Origin of the sequence: Kibdelosporangium philippinense (assembly GCF_021390435.2) — a bacterium.
GTDB lineage: Bacteria > Actinomycetota > Actinomycetes > Mycobacteriales > Pseudonocardiaceae > Kibdelosporangium > Kibdelosporangium philippinense.
The window spans coordinates 704,873-721,705 of sequence record NZ_JAJVCN010000003.1 but is presented as its reverse complement, the minus strand read 5'-3'; the positions used below and the strand labels follow the sequence as shown (position 1 = coordinate 721,705).

At 64.3% G+C, this 16,833-nt stretch carries 19 protein-coding genes; 5 read left to right on the top strand and 14 right to left on the bottom strand.

The annotated features are described in order from the left end of the window. Window positions 1-91 precede the first annotated feature (91 nt). The gene (locus tag LWC34_RS35320; RefSeq protein WP_233729600.1) at window positions 92-916 is read right to left on the bottom strand and encodes an alpha/beta fold hydrolase; all 825 of its coding nucleotides are present in this window, start codon (window positions 914-916) and stop codon (window positions 92-94) included. A 63-nt stretch (window positions 917-979) separates the two neighbouring features. Between LWC34_RS35320 and LWC34_RS35315 the strand changes: the two genes are divergently transcribed. Both LWC34_RS35315 and LWC34_RS35310 read left to right on the top strand, forming a co-directional pair. After that, window positions 980-3,838: an ATP-binding protein gene (locus tag LWC34_RS35315; protein ID WP_233729599.1), complete on the top strand. Its 2,859-nt coding sequence runs from the start codon at window positions 980-982 to the stop codon at window positions 3,836-3,838. A 111-nt stretch (window positions 3,839-3,949) separates the two neighbouring features. Further along, window positions 3,950-5,119: an integrase core domain-containing protein gene (locus LWC34_RS35310; RefSeq protein ID WP_284051782.1), complete on the top strand. Its 1,170-nt coding sequence runs from the start codon at window positions 3,950-3,952 to the stop codon at window positions 5,117-5,119. A gap of 81 nt (window positions 5,120-5,200) precedes the next feature. Here LWC34_RS35310 and pqqB read toward each other — a convergent pair whose 3' ends face one another. The 5 genes from pqqB to pqqA all read right to left on the bottom strand — a co-directional run bounded on the left by pqqB (window position 5,201) and on the right by pqqA (window position 8,323). Next, window positions 5,201-6,085, bottom strand: a complete 885-nt coding sequence (gene pqqB, locus LWC34_RS35305) for a pyrroloquinoline quinone biosynthesis protein PqqB (RefSeq protein ID WP_233729598.1) — start codon at window positions 6,083-6,085, stop codon at window positions 5,201-5,203. 1 nt (window position 6,086) lies between these two features. Then, window positions 6,087-7,175 carry a pyrroloquinoline quinone biosynthesis protein PqqE gene (gene pqqE, locus LWC34_RS35300; RefSeq protein ID WP_233730940.1) on the bottom strand — a complete coding sequence of 363 codons (1,089 nt, stop codon included), beginning with the start codon at window positions 7,173-7,175 and terminating at the stop codon, window positions 6,087-6,089. After that, window positions 7,172-7,444: a pyrroloquinoline quinone biosynthesis peptide chaperone PqqD gene (gene pqqD / locus LWC34_RS35295; protein WP_233729597.1), complete on the bottom strand. Its 273-nt coding sequence runs from the start codon at window positions 7,442-7,444 to the stop codon at window positions 7,172-7,174. The genes pqqE and pqqD overlap by 4 nt, the downstream gene beginning before the upstream one ends. A gap of 3 nt (window positions 7,445-7,447) precedes the next feature. Then, window positions 7,448-8,149 carry a pyrroloquinoline-quinone synthase PqqC gene (pqqC, locus tag LWC34_RS35290; RefSeq protein WP_233729596.1) on the bottom strand — a complete coding sequence of 234 codons (702 nt, stop codon included), beginning with the start codon at window positions 8,147-8,149 and terminating at the stop codon, window positions 7,448-7,450. 72 nt (window positions 8,150-8,221) lie between these two features. Further along, window positions 8,222-8,323 (bottom strand): pyrroloquinoline quinone precursor peptide PqqA, encoded by a 102-nt coding sequence (gene pqqA, locus LWC34_RS35285; RefSeq protein ID WP_033381771.1) that lies wholly within the window; start codon window positions 8,321-8,323, stop codon window positions 8,222-8,224. A gap of 304 nt (window positions 8,324-8,627) precedes the next feature. On the opposite strand from pqqA, the gene LWC34_RS35280 reads away from it, so the two are divergent. Further along, entirely contained in the window at window positions 8,628-9,611 is a 984-nt protein-coding gene (locus tag LWC34_RS35280; protein ID WP_233729595.1) for a PQQ-dependent sugar dehydrogenase, read from the top strand. A gap of 282 nt (window positions 9,612-9,893) precedes the next feature. On the opposite strand, the gene LWC34_RS35275 is transcribed toward LWC34_RS35280, so the two are convergent. Together LWC34_RS35275 and LWC34_RS35270 are read right to left on the bottom strand one after the other, a co-directional pair. Then, window positions 9,894-11,195 carry a hypothetical protein gene (locus LWC34_RS35275; RefSeq protein ID WP_233729594.1) on the bottom strand — a complete coding sequence of 434 codons (1,302 nt, stop codon included), beginning with the start codon at window positions 11,193-11,195 and terminating at the stop codon, window positions 9,894-9,896. Window positions 11,196-11,197: 2 nt separating this feature from the next. After that, complete coding sequence (locus LWC34_RS35270) at window positions 11,198-11,692, bottom strand: SigE family RNA polymerase sigma factor (RefSeq protein WP_233729593.1); 495 nt, start codon at window positions 11,690-11,692, stop codon at window positions 11,198-11,200. Window positions 11,693-11,803: 111 nt separating this feature from the next. Between LWC34_RS35270 and LWC34_RS35265 the strand changes: the two genes are divergently transcribed. Further along, complete coding sequence (locus tag LWC34_RS35265) at window positions 11,804-12,172, top strand: F0F1 ATP synthase subunit epsilon (protein WP_233729592.1); 369 nt, start codon at window positions 11,804-11,806, stop codon at window positions 12,170-12,172. A 25-nt stretch (window positions 12,173-12,197) separates the two neighbouring features. Next, window positions 12,198-12,665, top strand: coding sequence for a DUF2550 domain-containing protein (locus LWC34_RS35260; protein ID WP_233729591.1), 468 nt, complete (start codon window positions 12,198-12,200; stop codon window positions 12,663-12,665). 40 nt (window positions 12,666-12,705) lie between these two features. On the opposite strand, the gene LWC34_RS35255 is transcribed toward LWC34_RS35260, so the two are convergent. From LWC34_RS35255 to LWC34_RS35230, 6 genes are all read right to left on the bottom strand, one after another. Then, window positions 12,706-13,452, bottom strand: coding sequence for an anti-sigma factor (locus LWC34_RS35255; RefSeq protein WP_233729590.1), 747 nt, complete (start codon window positions 13,450-13,452; stop codon window positions 12,706-12,708). Next, the gene (gene sigK, locus LWC34_RS35250) at window positions 13,449-14,039 is read right to left on the bottom strand and encodes an ECF RNA polymerase sigma factor SigK (protein ID WP_233729589.1); all 591 of its coding nucleotides are present in this window, start codon (window positions 14,037-14,039) and stop codon (window positions 13,449-13,451) included. Before sigK ends, LWC34_RS35255 begins: the two co-directional genes overlap by 4 nt. A gap of 200 nt (window positions 14,040-14,239) precedes the next feature. Then, window positions 14,240-14,596: a hypothetical protein gene (locus LWC34_RS35245; protein ID WP_233729588.1), complete on the bottom strand. Its 357-nt coding sequence runs from the start codon at window positions 14,594-14,596 to the stop codon at window positions 14,240-14,242. A gap of 13 nt (window positions 14,597-14,609) precedes the next feature. After that, a complete protein-coding gene (locus LWC34_RS35240; RefSeq protein ID WP_037268232.1) occupies window positions 14,610-14,846 on the bottom strand; it encodes a DUF397 domain-containing protein in 237 nt (78 codons plus the stop codon). Window positions 14,847-15,268: 422 nt separating this feature from the next. Beyond that, entirely contained in the window at window positions 15,269-16,135 is an 867-nt protein-coding gene (locus LWC34_RS35235; protein ID WP_233729587.1) for a Sco1979 family transcriptional regulator, read from the bottom strand. Window positions 16,136-16,211: 76 nt separating this feature from the next. Continuing rightward, window positions 16,212-16,790: a cob(I)yrinic acid a,c-diamide adenosyltransferase gene (locus tag LWC34_RS35230; protein WP_233729586.1), complete on the bottom strand. Its 579-nt coding sequence runs from the start codon at window positions 16,788-16,790 to the stop codon at window positions 16,212-16,214. Window positions 16,791-16,833 lie beyond the last annotated feature (43 nt).

The window sequence follows — 16,833 nt, the reverse complement described above, 5'->3', positions numbered from 1 at the left end:
CGGGCAGCCAACACCGATTTTCACCCCTCAACGGGCGTCTTCACCAGAGGACAGACTGACTAACGCCTCGTGTTCTAACGCCGCTAACCACTCACGAGCTGACCAGGGCGCGGATCGCTTTGATCACGTCGGTAGGGGATTCCTCGGCCATGAAATGGCCGGAGTTCACCGTTATGTGCGTGAGGCCTGGCGCCCATTTCTGCCAGCGGGCCTTGGCGTCGTAGCTCAGTTCGGCGCCCCAGTCCTGCTGCATGACCGTGACCGGCATCCGCAGCACCTTGGCAAGGTCCTTTGTGTCGTGCTCGATGTCCACTGTGGCCGTTGCGCGGTAGTCCGCGACGATCGATGCCACCGCGTTCCGCGAAGCCTCCAGGTACCTCGCCCGGATCTCGGGGTCGAACGGGGTGCGGGCCCAAGCGTCGAGGAAGTACCCGAAGAAAGCGTCGGGGGCCGCGTTGATCATCTGCTCGGGCAGGCCCTGCGGCTGCGCCATCAGGTACAGGTGGAAACCCACAGCCGCGCTGGCACCGTGCAAGACGTCCCACATGTCCAGCGTCGGCAGGATGTCCAGCATCGCCAGGTGAGTGACCTTGTCCGGGTGGTCGAGCCCGGCCCGAAACGCGACGTGCGCCCCGCGGTCATGCCCGGCCAGCGCGAACCGCGAAAACCCGAGGTGACGTGCGACCGCCACGACGTCCTGCGCCATCGTGCGTTTGTCGTAGCCGGTTGATGGTTTGTCGCTGTCGCCATATCCGCGCAGGTCAGGGCAGACCACGGTGTGGTCAGCGGCCAGGTCGGCTGCGACGTGCCGCCACATCAGGTGGGTTTGGGGGAAGCCATGTAGCAGGACGATCGGGGTGCCGGAGCCTTGGACTTCGACGTTCAACTGGACACCATCGGCGACGGGAATCTTCATATCCGCAGGGTGCGGGCTGTCAATCAGCGTTCGATCAGCATCGGCTGAGTACAGTGCTGATTGATGGGTTCCGAGGTGAGGTTCGGCGTGCTGGGTCCGCTCGTGGCGTCGGACTCCGCTGGCCCGATCGACCTCAAAGGACCTCGGCACCGGGCCGTGCTTGCGCGCCTCATCATCGCGAGAGGCCGGGTTGTTCCGGTTGACATGCTGGTCAACGACCTGTGGGACGATCCGCCAGAAGGTGCTGTCGGCGCGATCCAGACCTTCATAGCCGCGTTGCGTAAGGCGCTCGAGCCGGATCGACCGCCCCGGACGCCCGCCCGATTGCTCGTGACGTCCGGTCCTGGGTATGCCTTGCGTGCTGAGCACGTTGACGCCTGGGAGTTCGAGGCCACTCTCGATGTGGACTTGTGGCGCGGGCCTGCTTACGTCGAGTTCGCCGATCAGCCGTGGGCACGTGCTGAGGTCGCGCGCCTTGACGAGCTGCGGTTGCTGGCGATCGAACGGCGTGCTGAGGGATTGCTGGAGCTTGGGCGCGCCGCGGAAACCGTCCCTTCACTTCGGGCGCATGTGGACGATCATCCTTGGCGGGAGAACGCTTGGCGGCTGCTGGCTTTGGCGCAGTATCAGGCAGGCCGCCAGGGTGATGCGTTGGACTCGCTGCGCAGGGCGCGCCAATTGCTCAAGAATGAGTTGGGGCTTGATCCTGGTCCTGCGTTGGCGCAACTGGAAGCCGATGTGCTGGCACAGGCACGGCCAGACACTCCGGTCTTAATTGGACGATCGCGCGAACTGGACCAATTGGCCGAAGCCGCCGCAAACGTGGCAACGACCGGGCGGCTTGGGCTTGCGTTGGTCAGTGGTGAGGCTGGCGCCGGGAAAACCGCATTGGCAAAAGCTTTCCGTGTCCGGCTTGACTGGCCAAGCAGATGGAGTGCGTACATTGAGGACGCGCCATCCGGTTTCTTGGAGCCTGTCGAGGTTTCCGACCCTGCCACGGCTCGTTTTCAGCGTTACCGAGCTGTTCGGACACAGTTGGCGGCGTTCGGCCGACAGTTGATCGTACTGGACGACTTGCATTGGGCGGACGCAGAAACGCTGTCCTTGTTGGCTTCGGTGATCGCGGATCCGGTCGATGCACCAGTCCTCATTGTCGGGACGTATAGGACAACGGATGCGCCAACGGCTTTTCTTGGCAGGGTAGCGCGATCCGAGCCGACTCGCATATATCTTGGTGGACTGTCTGCTTCGGATATTCCAGCGGTAGTTCAAGCCTTGGATGTCGATGTGGACTTCGAGACGGCCGAGGTGATTCACCGGCGTAGCGGCGGGAATCCCTTCTACATACGAGAACTCGCGCGATTGGTCGCTGCTGGCAGTGATCTCTCGGGTGTTCCTGTCGGAGTGCTGGATGTGGTGAGGTATCGGTTGTCCCGCTTGCCAACCGATGTCCAGTCGGTTCTTCGTAAGGCTTCGGTGGTCGGCGAGGAGTTCACCCTTGACATCGTCGGCAACCTGGACGCTGTGGAAGTCGCCGTACAGCAAGGGTTTCTGGTCGAACTCGAAGCCGGTGAGTTCCGGTTTTCCCATTCCTTAGTACGGGACACGCTCTACCAGGACCTTTCCCGTTCCCGCCGATCCCAACTGCACCTTGAGGTCGGCGCGACCTTGGAGCAGGTTCGGCCCGACCCTGCCGCTTTGGCCCACCACTTCTCGCTGGCGTCGGATCCGCGCGCTGCTGGTTACGCCCGCGACGCGGCGATAGCGGCCGAAAAGCGTTTCGACTTCGGAGAAGCGGTCCGCCTGTGGCGCATTGCCATGGCCGCTGATGACCGGCTTGAGTCGATCATGGGCCTCATCCGTGCGTTGTCGTTCACCGGTGCACTTGGTCAGGCGCGCGAACTTCGATCTTCGGCCCTCGACCTGCTTGATCCGGGCGATGACCCGGAGCAGGCCGCGCGAGTGATCGCGTCCTTCGACGTACCGGCGATCTGGACAACGCCAGACGACCCCGCCCTGGCCGCGCGGGTCGTCGAAGTGACTGAGCGTGTCCTGCCTTCGGTGACTTCTGCGTCCCGGAGTCGCCTGTTGGCCATGATCGCGATGGAACTTCGCAGTTCAGGCGGGCCGCGCGCGGTCCGTGCCGCAGCGGAGGCGGTGGAGATCGCACGGTCGCTGGACGATCCGTCGGTGTTGGCGTTCGCCCTGAATGCCCAGTTCATGCAGTCTTTCCAGCGGGCTGGGCGCGCGCCTGAGCGGGTGCGGATCGGGGCGGAGCTGGTCGACGTGGCGACGCGGCACTCATTGGTGACGTTCGAGGTCCTCGGGCACATGATCTTGATGCAGGGCCACTCGGCGCTCGCCTCGTTCGCCGACGCGGATGTCCATGCCGACGCCGTGACCCGGCTGGGTCGTGACTACCAGTTACCGCTCGCCGAGGTCTTTGTGCAGTGGTACCGGGCGCTTCGCACTTCGGTCGCAGGCGGGGATGCCATGCCGTTGTACCGGGCAGCTTTCCTTGGTGGAACCGAGATGCCCGGGCTCGGCGACGGCATTCTGTCGTTCGCCTTGCTGTGTCATCAGGTTCGCAACGGGCTTGCTGTGTCCCCGGACATGGACTTCGGGGTTTACGCGCCCTGGTGCCGACCCGGCGAGGTGATTCCGCCATCACCGCACGACTTGCTGTTCGAAGCTCGAACTTGCCTGCACGCCATCGCGGCCATCAAAGCAGGCGACTGGGCTGCCATGGAGGAGCTGTACGAGGTGCTTCTGCCCGCGTCAGGAGAGCTCGCCGGGGCCAGTAGCGGGCTCCTCACGCTGCAGCCGGTGGCCCACTACCTCGCCAAACTCGCTCGCGGCCTAGGCCGCCACCGCGCGGCTGCCCGCCACGACGCCGAAGCAAAATCCCTCGTGAGTGGTTAGCAGGGTTAGAACACGTCTTCAGTCTCATGAGAGTTGTCGCTAAGCGTGTCTCATCTGATGTGTCGCTTGATCACGCTATGACCTCGCGTCATGGCGGGAAAGCAGGCGAAGATGAGACTCATGGACGCGACCTTGATCGTGGACCCGGAGATCGACAACGTGGCCGAGTGGTGCCGGCTCAACGGCGTGAATCCACGCACGTTTTACCGGCACCGCGCCCGGATCCGGGCCGAGGGCGAGTGGCGGCCTCGCTCGCGTCGACCACACTCGAGCCCGGCCGCCACACCCGAACCGGTGGTCGCGTTGATCCTGGGGTTGCGTGAGCGGTTGGCGCCGGACAACGGCGCGGACAACATCCGGGCCGAGCTGGAAACACGCGCGAACAGCCCCGGCTGGCCGGCCGGTGCGCGGGTGCCGGCCCGGGCCACGATCAACCGGATCCTGGACCGGCATGGCCTGCTGGACAAGAACCCGAAGAAGCGCCCACGAGCGTCCTGGCGGCGGTTTTCCTATGCCCGACCGCGGGATTGCTATCAGATCGACGGCACCGAGCACACCCTCGCGGACGGCACCACCGTGGTGGCCATCGATGTGCTCGACGACTGCACACGGGTCTGGCTGGCCAGCCATGTCGCGCCCATGGAGACCACCACCGCCGCGCTGGAGGCCATCGCGGCCGCGGTGCGCGACCGGGGCGCACCCGGGCTGATCCTGGCCGACAACGGTACCGCCTGGACACACCCGCACCGCTCCCGCGACAAGAGCTTGACCAGCGAGTTCTCCCGAACCGTGTCCGCCGAGTACGGCAGCAGGGTGATCCACTCCAGCCCGTATCACCCACAGACCTGCGGCAAGGTGGAACGCCTGCACGCCACCGCCGACCGGCTACTTTCCCACCGCTGGCCCCAACCAGCCGGCAGCATCGCCGAGCTACAAGCCCGGCTGGACACCGTCCGCGAGCACTACAACACCCGCCGCCGACACTCGGCCATCGATACCACCCCGGCCCAGGCCTGGGCGCTCGCGCCCAGTCACGGCGGCCCGGGCGACCTGCCCCGCCAGGACGACGCCACCATCCACAAGATCAAGGTCATGCCCAACGGCACCGTCGCCCTGGCCGACTACCGCATCAGCGTCGGCCGCGACCACGCCGGCAGCACCGTCACCCTGCTGCGCTACGGCGATCGGGTCACCGCCTACACCACCAACGGTGACCCGATCGGACACCTCACCCTGGACAAAACCAAGAAATACCAAGGAAAAGTCGTCCACGCCGCCTAACCAGCACACCTAAACCGTGACACAACTACCGAGACACATCCTTGACACATCTCCCGGGACATGACAAGGGTTAGAACACGGCTAACCACTCACGACCTCTATCAGGGTGCCGTCGACTGGAGCTTCGGCTCCGGCGGCCAGGACTTCCTTGTATTCCTTCGAATCCGGGTCGAGGATCGGGTTTGTGTTGTTCAGATGTGTGTAAATCCAGCGCTTGCCAGGGTGCCGGGCGATCTGCGCGAGACTGCCATCGGCACCCGCAATCGGGATGTGGCCCATGGCTCGTTGGGCGCCTGAGCCGACGCCTTTGTTGGTGGCTGCGGACATCTCGTCGGGCGAGTAGAAAGTTCCGTCCAGGATTACGCAGTCCGCGTCCGCGATCAGCGAATCGAAGCCCTCAGGCCAAGTCTTCAGGCACGGCGCGTAGACCACAGTCCCGCCAGCAGGGTCCGAGATCTTGTACGCCACCACCCACGGTCCATCCACTGTGGACTGGATGTATTTGGGCTTCTTGTCGGAGATCGGGAATACGGAAATGGACAGTCCGTCGACCACGAAGTTCTCCGCGACGGGTTGCCAGTTCCACGCCCCATAGCGAGAAACGATCTCCTGCAACGGAAAATCCGTGCGCAAGGCGTGCAAAACGGCGGCAGGAGCCCAGACGGAAAGACCGGCGCCTTCCCGAAGCATTGTCAGGCCGAGGGTGTGGTCGAGTTCCGCGTCCGTCAGCAAAGCGCCGCGCAAAGGCGTGTCACGTGGCCCCGGACCTGCGGCAAGGGCGGGGGTTGACAGGATCTGGTTACGGATGTCCGGCGACGCGTTGATCAAGTACCAGCTCGTGCCGTCCGCGCTGATCGCGATGCAGTCCTGGGTTCGCGAGGGCAGTTCCGCCTTGCACATCCGGCAGGCGCAGTTCCACTGCGGGAATCCGCCGCCTGCGGCCGTTCCCAGCAGCAGAACCTTCAAGTCAGACCACCTTGATCGTGTTTTTGCGCATCACGAACTCAGGGGGCTCGGATGGCGTTCCGGCCAGGATCGTATCGATGATGCCGCGGTCGGGGGACATCGAGCAGACGGGGTCGGTCGCGGCCGCGTCGCCGGTCAGCAGGAATGCCTGGCAGCGGCAGCCGCCGAAGTCAATCGCCTTGCGTGAGCAGCTCTTGCACGGGTCGGGCATCCAGTGATCGCCGCGGTAGGCGTTGAACGCGTCCGAGCGGTACCAGATCTCTTCAAGCGACTGGGAACGAACGTTGTCCAGCTTCAACGTGGTGATCGACGACGCCGCCGGGCAGGGGAGCACGTCGCCGTTCGGAGCCACGGTCAGCTGCCGCGAACCCCAGCCGTACATGCAGGGTTTCGGGTAGCGCTCGTAGTAGTCCGCGACCACGTAGACGATTTGCATTGTCCCGCGCAAGCGCTCGGTTGCCGCGCGCACGATCGGTTCGGCTTCCGTGAGCTGTTCGGTGGTCGGCATCAGGGCCGCTCGGTTGCGCAGGCCCCAGCCGTAGTACTGCGTGTTCGCCAGTTCCAGACGGTCAGCGCCCATCTCCTCCGCCAGTGCGATGAGGTCACCGACCTGGTGATGATTCGCGCGATGCAGGACCACGTTCACGGTCAGCGGCATCTCGAGCTTCTTCACCGCGCGTGCCGCCGCGAGCTTGTGGTTGTGGGCTTTGACGCCTGCGATTCGGTTGGCCATCTCGGCGTCGGCGCCTTGCACGGACAGCTGCACGTGGGCCAGACCGCGCTCGACCAGGTCGGCAAGGCGTTCCTCGGTCAGGCCAAGGCCGCTGGTCACCAGGTTCACGTAACATCCGAGGTCTGACGCTCGTTCAACGAGAACTGGCAAATCCTGGCGCGCCAACGGTTCCCCGCCGGACATATGCACCTGCAGCACACCGAGCTCACGGGCCTGGTCGATCACCGAGAGCCACTCGTCCGTGGACATCTCGTTTTCCCTTGTCACCAGTTCGATCGGGTTCGAGCAGTACGGACAGTGCAACGGACAGCGGTGCGTCAGCTCGGCGAGCATGCCCAACGGCGGCTGTGCGATCACTTCCACTCGACGACCCGCCGTTCTTCCAGCCTGGTCAGCACGTTCTGTACGTCCTCGGCGCGGACGCCTTCGTACTTGATGCCCAGCTCAGCGGTGATCTGCGCGACCGTGGCGACCCCGTCACAGAGCAGCAGCACTGAGGCCGCGGTCTGATTCGGCACCAGGACGCCCTCGGGGAAGAGCAGGACGTACGTTTCGCGGGTCTTGTCGTAGGTGAGTCGAACGCCACGGCGTAGCCGCGCCGCGGAGTCCAGCCCGATCGTGGTCATCGGCTACTCCTTCTTCGCGGCCCGCTCGATGGCGTCCAACATGGACCATAGAACGTCGCATTTGAACGACAGTGCCGCAATGGCTTTCTCTTGCTCCGCACGGGTTTTGCAGTGCTCGACCACAATGTCCACAGTGTCCTGCCCTTCGCCGGACACCGCGTCGATCCGGTTGGTGAAGTAGGCGAGGTCCTCCCTTCGGATCCACGGGTAGTTCGACAGCATGTCGGTGACGCGCTGGCGCATCAGGTGCCCGGAGAACATCTCGGTCAAACCGGACGCGATCGCCTCGACCCACGGCTTGGTGCGCGCGAACGTCACGTACGCGTCCACTGCGAACCGGACACCGGGTGCGACATGGCGCTCGTCGAGAACTTCTTCCCTGGTCAGGCCCACTGCCTCGCACAGTCGCAGCCAGCGCTCGCGGCCGCCTTCGCCTTCGGCGGCGCCGTCGTGGTAGACGATTCTGGCCAGCCAGTCGCGGCGGATTTGCGGTATCGGGCAGTTGCTGATGATCGCCGCGTCTTTCTGCGGCAGCATGCATTGGTAGTACCAGCGGTTCGCTGCCCACGTGCGCAGCTCGAACTCCGACAGGCTGCCTTCGTGGAGTCTGTGGTGGAACGGGTGGGTTCCCCAGTAGCGGTGGGAAAGTCCGCGCAGTTCCGCGACGAACTCGGCTGCGGGTGCGGGATTGTTCGAAGTGGACACTGCGGGTTTCCTCCATGCAGGGGAGAGGAGTTGCGAGGGCCGGGTAGGGCTGTCGGCCCTCGCGTGGATGTCCTAGTCGTCCATCCGCGCCGCGTAGGCGGTGACCTCCATCGGCGTTTCGTACTCGACGAAGTCCGGAGTGGTCCAGACCTCGCGCTCCGTGTTTTCGATCATCTGTGCACTCCTCGGATCAGTGACGATCCGGGCTGGATCGTCCTCCAAAGGGCTTGTGTCGAGCATCACGACTGTAGGAGCTGATCGGTCTACAACGCTAGTCCTCTAAGTGTTTTCTGTTGCATGCGGACACTCCGATCCCTGTCAATGGAACATCTTCTGTCTGCCTTGTTACCCATTGTGACGACAGAGATCGGAGGTTTTCGGCTCCGTTAGCCGGACGGAGGTAGGACGATCGACACCGTCTGTGCTTGTATGCACTCGCCGCCCGTGTAGCCCAAGGGACGCTCCAGGAGGCAAACCCATGACAGTTCGTCGCAAACTCGCCATCGCTGCCGCGTCGGCGACGACAGTGTTGCTTGCCGCGAGTACCGCGATCGCGGCACCCGTGCAACCGCTCGCGATCCGGCAGGTCGCAAGTGGACTCAATCAGGCCTGGGCCGTCGATTTCCTGCCTGACGGCACGGCATTGTTCACCGAGAAGGACTCCCGAAAGATCAAGAAGATCGCACCGAACGGACAAGTCTCGGACGTGCAGACGATCTCGGGCGTGAGCGTGACGAAGGAAGCGGGCCTGCTCGGCATCGCTGTATCGCCGACGTACGCGGCCGACCAGCTGGTTTTCATCTACTACACAACGAGTTCGGACAACCGGATCGCGAAACTCAAGCTGGGGCAGGCACCGAATCCGATCGTGACCGGGATTCCCCGTGGCTCGCAGTACCACCACGGGGGCCGGATCAAGTTCGGTCCGGATGGCTTCCTTTATGCCGGAACCGGTGACGGTCAGAACGGCGCCAACGCTCAGAACCGCGACTCGCTTGGCGGCAAGGTGCTGCGTGTTGACAAGAATGGCGCTGCGGCGCCTGGGAATCCGTTCAACAGCAGGGTTTACTCGCTGGGACATCGCAACGTGCAAGGCCTGGCTTGGGTTGGGACCCAGTTGTACATCTCGGACATTGGTGCCAGCGAAGTGGACGAGCTGAACAAGATCACTGCTGGCGGAAACTATGGTTGGCCGAGCTGTGAAGGGCCGTGCAGCAATCCCGCGTACACCAACCCGGTGAAGACTTGGCCGACCTCGCAGGCGACTCCGAGCGGGCTGACTTACTACAAGGGCAGCTTGTTCATGGCTTCGCTCAAGGGTGGCACGTTCAAGCTGAACACGAGCGGCGCGGGTGGCAAGATCTACACGAACCTGGGTCGCACGCGTGATGAGGTCACTGGTCCGAACAACGTGCTGTGGGTGATCACGCCAAGCGGTATCTACAACGCCGACGGCGCGTGAGGACGAGGTGGCTTCGCCTACCCTGCTGCGGCGAAGCCACCCCTTCCCTGGCGTGTCCACCTTTCCTGCACACCGAAATACACGTTCCTGCACACCGAGTTCGCCGGCGGGAGGCTGGGGAGGAGATTTCGGTGTGCCGGAGTGGTGGACACGGTGTGCTGGAGTGGTGGACACACCTTGGTGGTGCCAGGTACAGCCGCTTGTGCACGGAACCTGAATTGTCGGACCCTTGCGGTAGCGTTAAATCAAGGGCTCCCCTGGTGGCGGGATTTGTCGTGGGGGCTAGCGGTTGGCTGGGACGATCGCGGGTTCCTTGCCTGGCACTGTGACCCTGATTTCGACCGCCTCATGCGGAATCCGCAGGGCCTCGTCGGCGTCCTCCGTCCACGAACCGTCCTTTGTGGTCCGATAGCTGAGCTTCGCGCCCTTGGCCACGGCAACCTTCGCACTGTCGTCCGGCAGGTCGACCAGCACCGGCAGGGGACTGTCCGGGCGCGTCGCTCCCAGCGAATAAGTCTTCCCGAGCTCACCCGTGCGAAGCATGGTCAGCGCGTACAGGCGACTTGGTCCGCTGTGCAGTGGCGTGTACTCGCTGATCACGAACGTCGTCGTGTCGGGGCCTGCGACGGAAACGAACCACGGGTTCACGTTGGGGACGAAAGGTGTTGTGGGATCGAGCAAGTCGGTGTCGGACAAGCCGTTGTACCAGCGTGGCTGAAGCCACTCGGGGTCGTTCCAATGCAGCGGGGGCTGGCCTGGCCGGGCCCACATCATGTGGACCTTGCCTTCTTCACCCCATCCCAATCCGGCCGGAGCGTGTTTCGCGGCCATCACCGGGGCGTCGTCCGCGTAGTACATCTGAACCAGTTCGTCCTGGGTGATGCCGTCGTCCGGGTTGCCCACGATCACCTGCGCGTCCGTCGGACCGTTGCCGGGCGGAAGTTCCGCCATCATCACGCCATCCACGTCGTGCAACGGGCGCCACGACCGCGTGGCGATGCCCGCGGCGTTGTCGTACGTGACCTTGTCGGACACCATCAACTGCTCGGACGATCGAGGCACCACCAGGACGAACCTGTTCTCTGGCCCGAATTGGTACCCCGCCTCACGGGCGTCGGTGATCAGCGTCCGCAGTTGCTGCGTTTTCGGGTCTATCCCCACAAGGCCCTTGAACAGCGCGTGTCCTTCGGTCTCCTGCATGACCACGGCCGCGCGCCCGGCAGGTGTGTTGCCTGCCCAGTACACGTGCGGTCGCGTGATCACTGAGGCAGAGGAACCTTCTTTGTCCTCCCAAGCGTCCAGCACGTCGTCGATGAACGCTTTGTCGTTCGCGAGGTCGCCACGGGTTGGCTTCAGCATCAGTGGATCCGTCGCGACCTGGTTCGGTTCCGACAGGATCTGCCATCCGAAAGACGCCGTCGTGGTGACGAGCGCCGCTGCGGCCAATGTCGCGGCGGCGATGCCCATCCGGCGGTTTCGCTGGCGCCGGACTCCGCCGCGCATCACGTCCGCTGTCAGGGTTGGGCGTGGTTCAAGGTCAGGCGTCGCGCTGTGCAGGGCCGCCTGCAGTTCTTCCGCATTCATCGCTAGCTCCCCACCTTCTCACCCAGGACTTCCCGCAGCCGCGCGAGGCCTCGGGAGGTCTGGCTTTTCACCGTGCCGACGCTGCAGCCCATCGCGGCCGCCGTGTCCGCCTCGCTCAGGTCGTCGTAGAACCGCAGTACGAGCACTGCCCGCATGCGTTCTGGCAACGCGCCAAGAGCGCGTACCACTTCGTCTCTGTTGATCACTTCGTTCTCCGGGCCGCTCACGGCCGGACCCAAAAGGTCTGTGAGAGGCGTCTCAGTTACGCGTCTTGCTCGCCTTCGCCATCTGTTCGCTGAGGCGTTCGCCAGCGCGGCTCGTGCATATGCTTCCGGTGTGCCGTTGATGCGCCGCCATTTCGGGTACATCCGCTCAAGGACTTCTTGCAGCAAGTCCTCCGCGGCGCCCCGGTCACCTGCGCAAAGCAGGTACGCCGTTCGCAGCAGCACGCCCGATCGGCTTGCCACGAACTGCTCGAAGTCACCCTTGTCAGGCACCCGCCAACCCCCTTAAGGCTGTCTACGACCCGCATCACACCGGGAGGGGCGTCGAAGTTGCGAACACGCGCCGTTTAGACTTGCCGACAAGGGGACACGAAGGAGAAACGCGTGGCCGAGATTTCCGTTGAACTTGTCGCCGTCGAGCGTCGGCTCTGGTCGGGCAAAGCGACGATGGTCATCGCACAGACCACCGAGGGCGAACTCGGTGTGATGCCCGGCCACGAACCGCTTCTTGGCCAGCTCGTCGAGGGCGGTGTCGTCAAGATCCGTACCACGGACGGCGACACGGTCGTCGCTGCTGTGTACGGCGGCTTCCTGTCCATCACCGGTGACGGCGTGAGCATCCTCGCGGAGAACGCCGAGCTCGCCGACGAGATCGACCTTGATCAAGCGCGGGCTGACGTAGCCGCGGCAGAGGACGCGGACGAGCGGGCAAGAGCAGAAGCCCGGGTTCGCGCCGCCGGACAGACGGTCTGATCCGCGGACTGGGGCGGGGGCGGCCATGGAGATCCTCTGGTTCATCGGGACGCTCCTGGCGGTCGTGGCCGCCATAGTGATCTTGCTCGGCATTCGCCGGGTCAGATTGATCCGGATGGGCGGCATCAACGTAGCCCTGCGGACACACCTGGACAATCCACGAGGCTGGCACCTCGGCGTCGCGCGGTATCACGGTGACGAGTTCACCTGGTACCGCGCGTTGAGTCTGCGCAACGGCCCGAACCGGATCATCCAGCGCGACGGGTTCGAGATCGACGACCGTCGCGAGCCAGAAGCCCAAGAGCTCTACGGCGTGCCGAACGGCGCCATCATCCTGCGTTGCCGGGCCGAGCTGGACCCGCCGCGGTCCAAGCGGGCATTCGGCGGCCCGGACACGGTCGTCGAGATCGCGATGACCTCGGACGCGCTCACCGGTTTTCTCTCCTGGCTCGAATCAGCGCCTCCAGGCCGAAGGCTCCCGTTCGCCTCGTGAGTGGTTAGCAAGGTTAGAACACGCGTAACCACTCACGACCTCAGACCAGCGAGATCCTCGCTACCACCGCGTCCAGGTTCGGGGATGTCGCACCAGGCGGTTCGACAGTGATCGCGAGTGCCTTGGCTCCCTGTGCTGGTGTTAGGTCATTCGAGCCGATGCTGCCGTTTGAACTCGCCAGCGTGCCCGCTGATGTCTGCTCTCCCGGACCTGTACCGCGGACATACCAGAGGTGGTAGACCGTCGTTCCGCGCAGCGCTGGCGCGTCTTTGACCGTCATCACCATGCCGTTCTGGCTGGCTGAAACGACCGCTGTAGCCGTACCGCCGCCTTCCACGGGCCCTGTGACCACCTTGGCGTCCGGCGCGCTCAGCAGCGTCTGCAGCCTCGACAACTCTGTCTGCGTCTGCGCGAGCTCGTTCTTCACGTCGTTGTTGGTCACGACCCAGCCGGTGCCAAGTCCTGCCGCCACAACGATGCTCGCGGCCGCAGCGAAGATCGCGAAACGTGAGTTCCCGCGCCGCGGCCGAAGCACCGGCGGCTCGTTGAGCGACAACGGTGGAAGCTGCCTGGCGTTGCCGATCGCCATATGCACCTTGTGCCACAGCTGCGGCGGAGGCGGAAGTGCGGTCGCTGTGCCAAGGCGCGCGGTTGTTTCCTGGAGCTCGGCGACTTCCTGGTGGCACGCTGGGCAGCCGGACATGTGGTCCTCGAACGCCCTGCGCTCCATTTCGGACAGCGCGTCCAGCACGTACGCACCTGTCAGTGTGTGCACATCGTTGTTCACGCCGTCACCCCCATGCAGTCACGCAGCCTGATCAGCCCGTCCCGCAATCGTGTTTTGACTGTGCCAAGGGGTGAGTCAAGCAAATGCGCGACTTCCCGATAGGTGTAGCCCTGGTAGTAGGCGAGTACGACCGACTCGCGCTGCAATTCGGTGAGTGTGCCGAGACACCGGCGCACTTGCTCGCGTTCCATCCGGCCTGCCACGACTTCGGTGACTTCATCGAACGGACGCGCGGTTTCGGCTCGTGCGACACGGGAATCGCGATCAGTGCTCGCTTGCGCGGAGCGCACGCGGTCGACGGCTTTGCGGTGCGCGATCGTCATCGCCCATGACAGCACCGAACCGCGGTCCGGGCTGTAGCGAGTGGCCGAGCGCCAGAGCTCGAGAAAGACTTCCTGAGCGACCTCTTCCGACTGCGCTGGATCCCGCAGGATCCGCTGCACCAGCCCGAAGATCGGGGCTGAGAGGTGGCGGTAGAGCTGTTCGAAGGCGGCTTCGTCACCACGGGCCACCCTGGGCAGCAGTTCGTCAAGGGTGGCCGGCCTTTGACCACCGGGCTCCCGTGACCGCTGCGCCCGTTCTCGCATGCTCACCCCTCCTCGTACCGCACCCTGCACGCCCATCGATTCGTACTCGGCGTACGGGCGGATTGGTAGAGGAGGCTAATGGTTTTGTTTGGCGCCGCGGGAGCGACTCAGTCGAGTCACCCCTGCGGCAAGTCGTACTCCCAGTTCACGGATGAAGGCTCGGGGAGCCGAGCTGCCTTCGCGCGGCAGCACGGCCGGACTCACGCGGACGCGGACAGCCATTTCGACCTGCCAGGACGGGCCGGAACCCAGCACCCGTTGACCTTCGGTATGTCACCGGGTTCGGGATCCGGCAGGGCCAGCAATTCTGCGACGACAGCGGCCGACGGGCCGCTTGAGCGCCAGAAAACCTTGTAGGGAAAGAAGATGTCCAACTCGTCACCCGGGATACGGGTGGCGTCGGCATCGTGCTCGCCATAGATCTGCACCACGTCGACCACGCCGTGGTGGACGCGCACGCCGACGACGGCGGCGACCTCCCCCATCGCGTCGCGCGGGTGCGCGAAGCTGAACCCTAGGGAGATCAGCTCCTTGAGTTGTGCCTCGAAGTCGTCCATGTCGCCACCTTCGTCACAACAGGACGTCGTCGAATTCGCCATCCTTCGCGCCTGCGAGGAAGGCAGCCATCTCAGCCCGGGTGTAGATCAGTGCTGGACCGTTGGGAAACCTGGAGTTGCGGACCGCGATCTCGCCAGACTCGAGCGTCGCGACCTCGACACAGTTACCGACCGCGCCGCTCATCCGGCTTCGGCGCCAATCGACGCCACCGAGGCGGTCCGCGGAAACCCCGTTGTGTACTGCCGTCATGGAGTGCTCCCACCTTTTCCCCGACTTGCCTTGGCGGCGGCACGTCTGGATCTTCGTGCACTAGCAAGGTAGCACGCCCCGTTGCCCGTGCGCATGCACGTGCATCTGCACGAATTTCACAGTTGGTCTGTCCCGGGGTGATCTTGGCGAGTTTTGTCGACAGTGCGTAGTCCCTGCTCGCTCAGGGTGAGATCGATTGCACTCCTACGCTCGCGTAGCGGTCGATTCATGCCACACATAACCCGCGTGAGGGTCAAATTGTGATGACTGTCGGGCGTGTCGGCTGTAGACAGTCGACCGTGATCATCGGGTGTCTGCCCGTTCAAGCGCTGCGTAATTACACCGGTGTGCGGAACGTTTGCGTGCAAATGTCGCGTTTTCGGCGACCAAAGGCCGCAAACCCTCCGGATTGGGGCGTATCGCTACAGCGACTTGAGCACCTTGGAGATGGTCCTGCGGGTCTGCTCCGGCGTCTCCGCCTCGACAACCAGCCGATGTGCGGCTTTGTTGTAGACCTCGACCTCGTCGGTCTTGTCCAGGTAGAGCGCGCCGCACAGGTGCTCGAGGTAGACGATGTCCGGCAGCTCCGGCTCGGCGAACCGCAGCAGGGTGAACGGCGTCTCCGCGGCCGATCCGCCAAGCTCGTACGGCAGGATCTGCAGGGAGATATTGGACATCCTGGTCAGATCGAGCAGGTGCTCCAGCTGGTCACGCAGAACCTTCACGCCGCCCATCTGGCGGTGGATGCATGCCTCTTCGATGACCGCCCACAGCCTTGGGGCCTGCGGCGACGCCAACAGCCGCTGCCGCTGCATCCGCAGGTTGACGCGCCGCTCGATCTCCTCGGGCGGGGCGTCCGGACGGCCGCGCAGCATCACCGCGCGGGCGTAATCCTCGGTCTGCAGCAGGCCAGGGATGAACTGGACCTCGTAGGTCTGGATCCGGGAAGCCGACTCCTCGAGACCGACGAAGTCCTGGAACCAGTGCGGCATCAGGTCGTTGTAGCGCTGCCACCAGCCCGGCTGGTTCGACTCGCGGACCAGGCCGAGGAAGATGTCCCGGTCGCTCTCGTCGGTCACGCCGTACAGCGTCAACAGGTCGGCGACGTCGCGTTCCTTGAAGCTGACGCGACCGAGCTCGACCCGGCTGATCTTGGAACCGGAGCCGCGGATCGCGTAGCCCGCGTCCTCGCGGGTGATGCCTTTCGCCTCGCGCAGTCGTCGCAACTGGCTGCCAAGCACCATCCTGCGCGCGGTGGGACCACTACCAGCGGGCTCACCCGTGGGCATGGTCACCTCCTAGTAGCCCTCAGTTCGCAGCCACACACTCTAAGACCAAAAGGAACACAAAGCGCGGATGTCCCCGCTAATTGATTCCCGCACCACCCGGTTGCCACAGGACGTCACCGTCCGGGTTGGCCAGGCGACACAGAATGAACAGCAGGTCGGAGAGTCTGTTGAGGTACTTGGCGGCGAGGAGGTTGGTTCGTTCGGCGTCTGCTTCGATCAATGCCCACGTCGTGCGTTCGGCCCGGCGCGTTACGGTTCGCGCCACATGCATATAGGCCGCGCCGGGCGTGCCGCCGGGCAGGATGAACGACTCCAGCTTGGGCAGACGCTCGTTGAACTGGTCGCACCAGGTTTCCAGCCGCGTGATGTAGCCGTCGGTGATCCGCAGCGGCGGGTACTTGGGGTCTTCGACGATCGGATTGCACAGGTCCGCACCGACGTCGAACAGGTCGTTCTGGACGACCCGCAGCACCTCGACGATCTCGTCGGGCTGGTTGCCGGTCGCGACGACGACTCCGATGGCCGCGTTGGCTTCGTCGACATCGGCGTAGGCCGCCAGCCGCGGGTCGGTCTTCGGCACGCGGGAGAAATCGCCGAGTCCAGTCGTGCCGTCGTCGCCGACACGGGTGTAGATGCGGGTGAGGTGCACGGCCATGCCTGAACCTTATGTGACAAGGGCGTAGCCACGAGTTCGTATA

Excerpts from the sequence above, each read along its gene's own strand:
- LWC34_RS35235 (WP_233729587.1), bottom strand. The coding sequence starts at position 16,135 with ATGCCCACGGGTGAGCCCGCTGGTAGTGGTCCCACCGCGCGCAGGATG.
- sigK (WP_233729589.1), bottom strand. The coding sequence starts at position 14,039 with ATGCGAGAACGGGCGCAGCGGTCACGGGAGCCCGGTGGTCAAAGGCCG.
- LWC34_RS35240 (WP_037268232.1), bottom strand. The coding sequence starts at position 14,846 with ATGACGGCAGTACACAACGGGGTTTCCGCGGACCGCCTCGGTGGCGTC.
- LWC34_RS35260 (WP_233729591.1), top strand. The coding sequence starts at position 12,198 with ATGGAGATCCTCTGGTTCATCGGGACGCTCCTGGCGGTCGTGGCCGCC.
- pqqD (WP_233729597.1), bottom strand. The coding sequence starts at position 7,444 with ATGACCACGATCGGGCTGGACTCCGCGGCGCGGCTACGCCGTGGCGTT.
- pqqA (WP_033381771.1), bottom strand. The coding sequence starts at position 8,323 with ATGATCGAAAACACGGAGCGCGAGGTCTGGACCACTCCGGACTTCGTC.
- LWC34_RS35245 (WP_233729588.1), bottom strand. The coding sequence starts at position 14,596 with ATGGACGACTTCGAGGCACAACTCAAGGAGCTGATCTCCCTAGGGTTC.
- LWC34_RS35280 (WP_233729595.1), top strand. The coding sequence starts at position 8,628 with ATGACAGTTCGTCGCAAACTCGCCATCGCTGCCGCGTCGGCGACGACA.
- LWC34_RS35275 (WP_233729594.1), bottom strand. The coding sequence starts at position 11,195 with ATGAATGCGGAAGAACTGCAGGCGGCCCTGCACAGCGCGACGCCTGAC.
- LWC34_RS35230 (WP_233729586.1), bottom strand. The coding sequence starts at position 16,790 with ATGGCCGTGCACCTCACCCGCATCTACACCCGTGTCGGCGACGACGGC.
- LWC34_RS35310 (WP_284051782.1), top strand. The coding sequence starts at position 3,950 with ATGAGACTCATGGACGCGACCTTGATCGTGGACCCGGAGATCGACAAC.
- LWC34_RS35315 (WP_233729599.1), top strand. The coding sequence starts at position 980 with ATGGGTTCCGAGGTGAGGTTCGGCGTGCTGGGTCCGCTCGTGGCGTCG.
- LWC34_RS35320 (WP_233729600.1), bottom strand. The coding sequence starts at position 916 with ATGAAGATTCCCGTCGCCGATGGTGTCCAGTTGAACGTCGAAGTCCAA.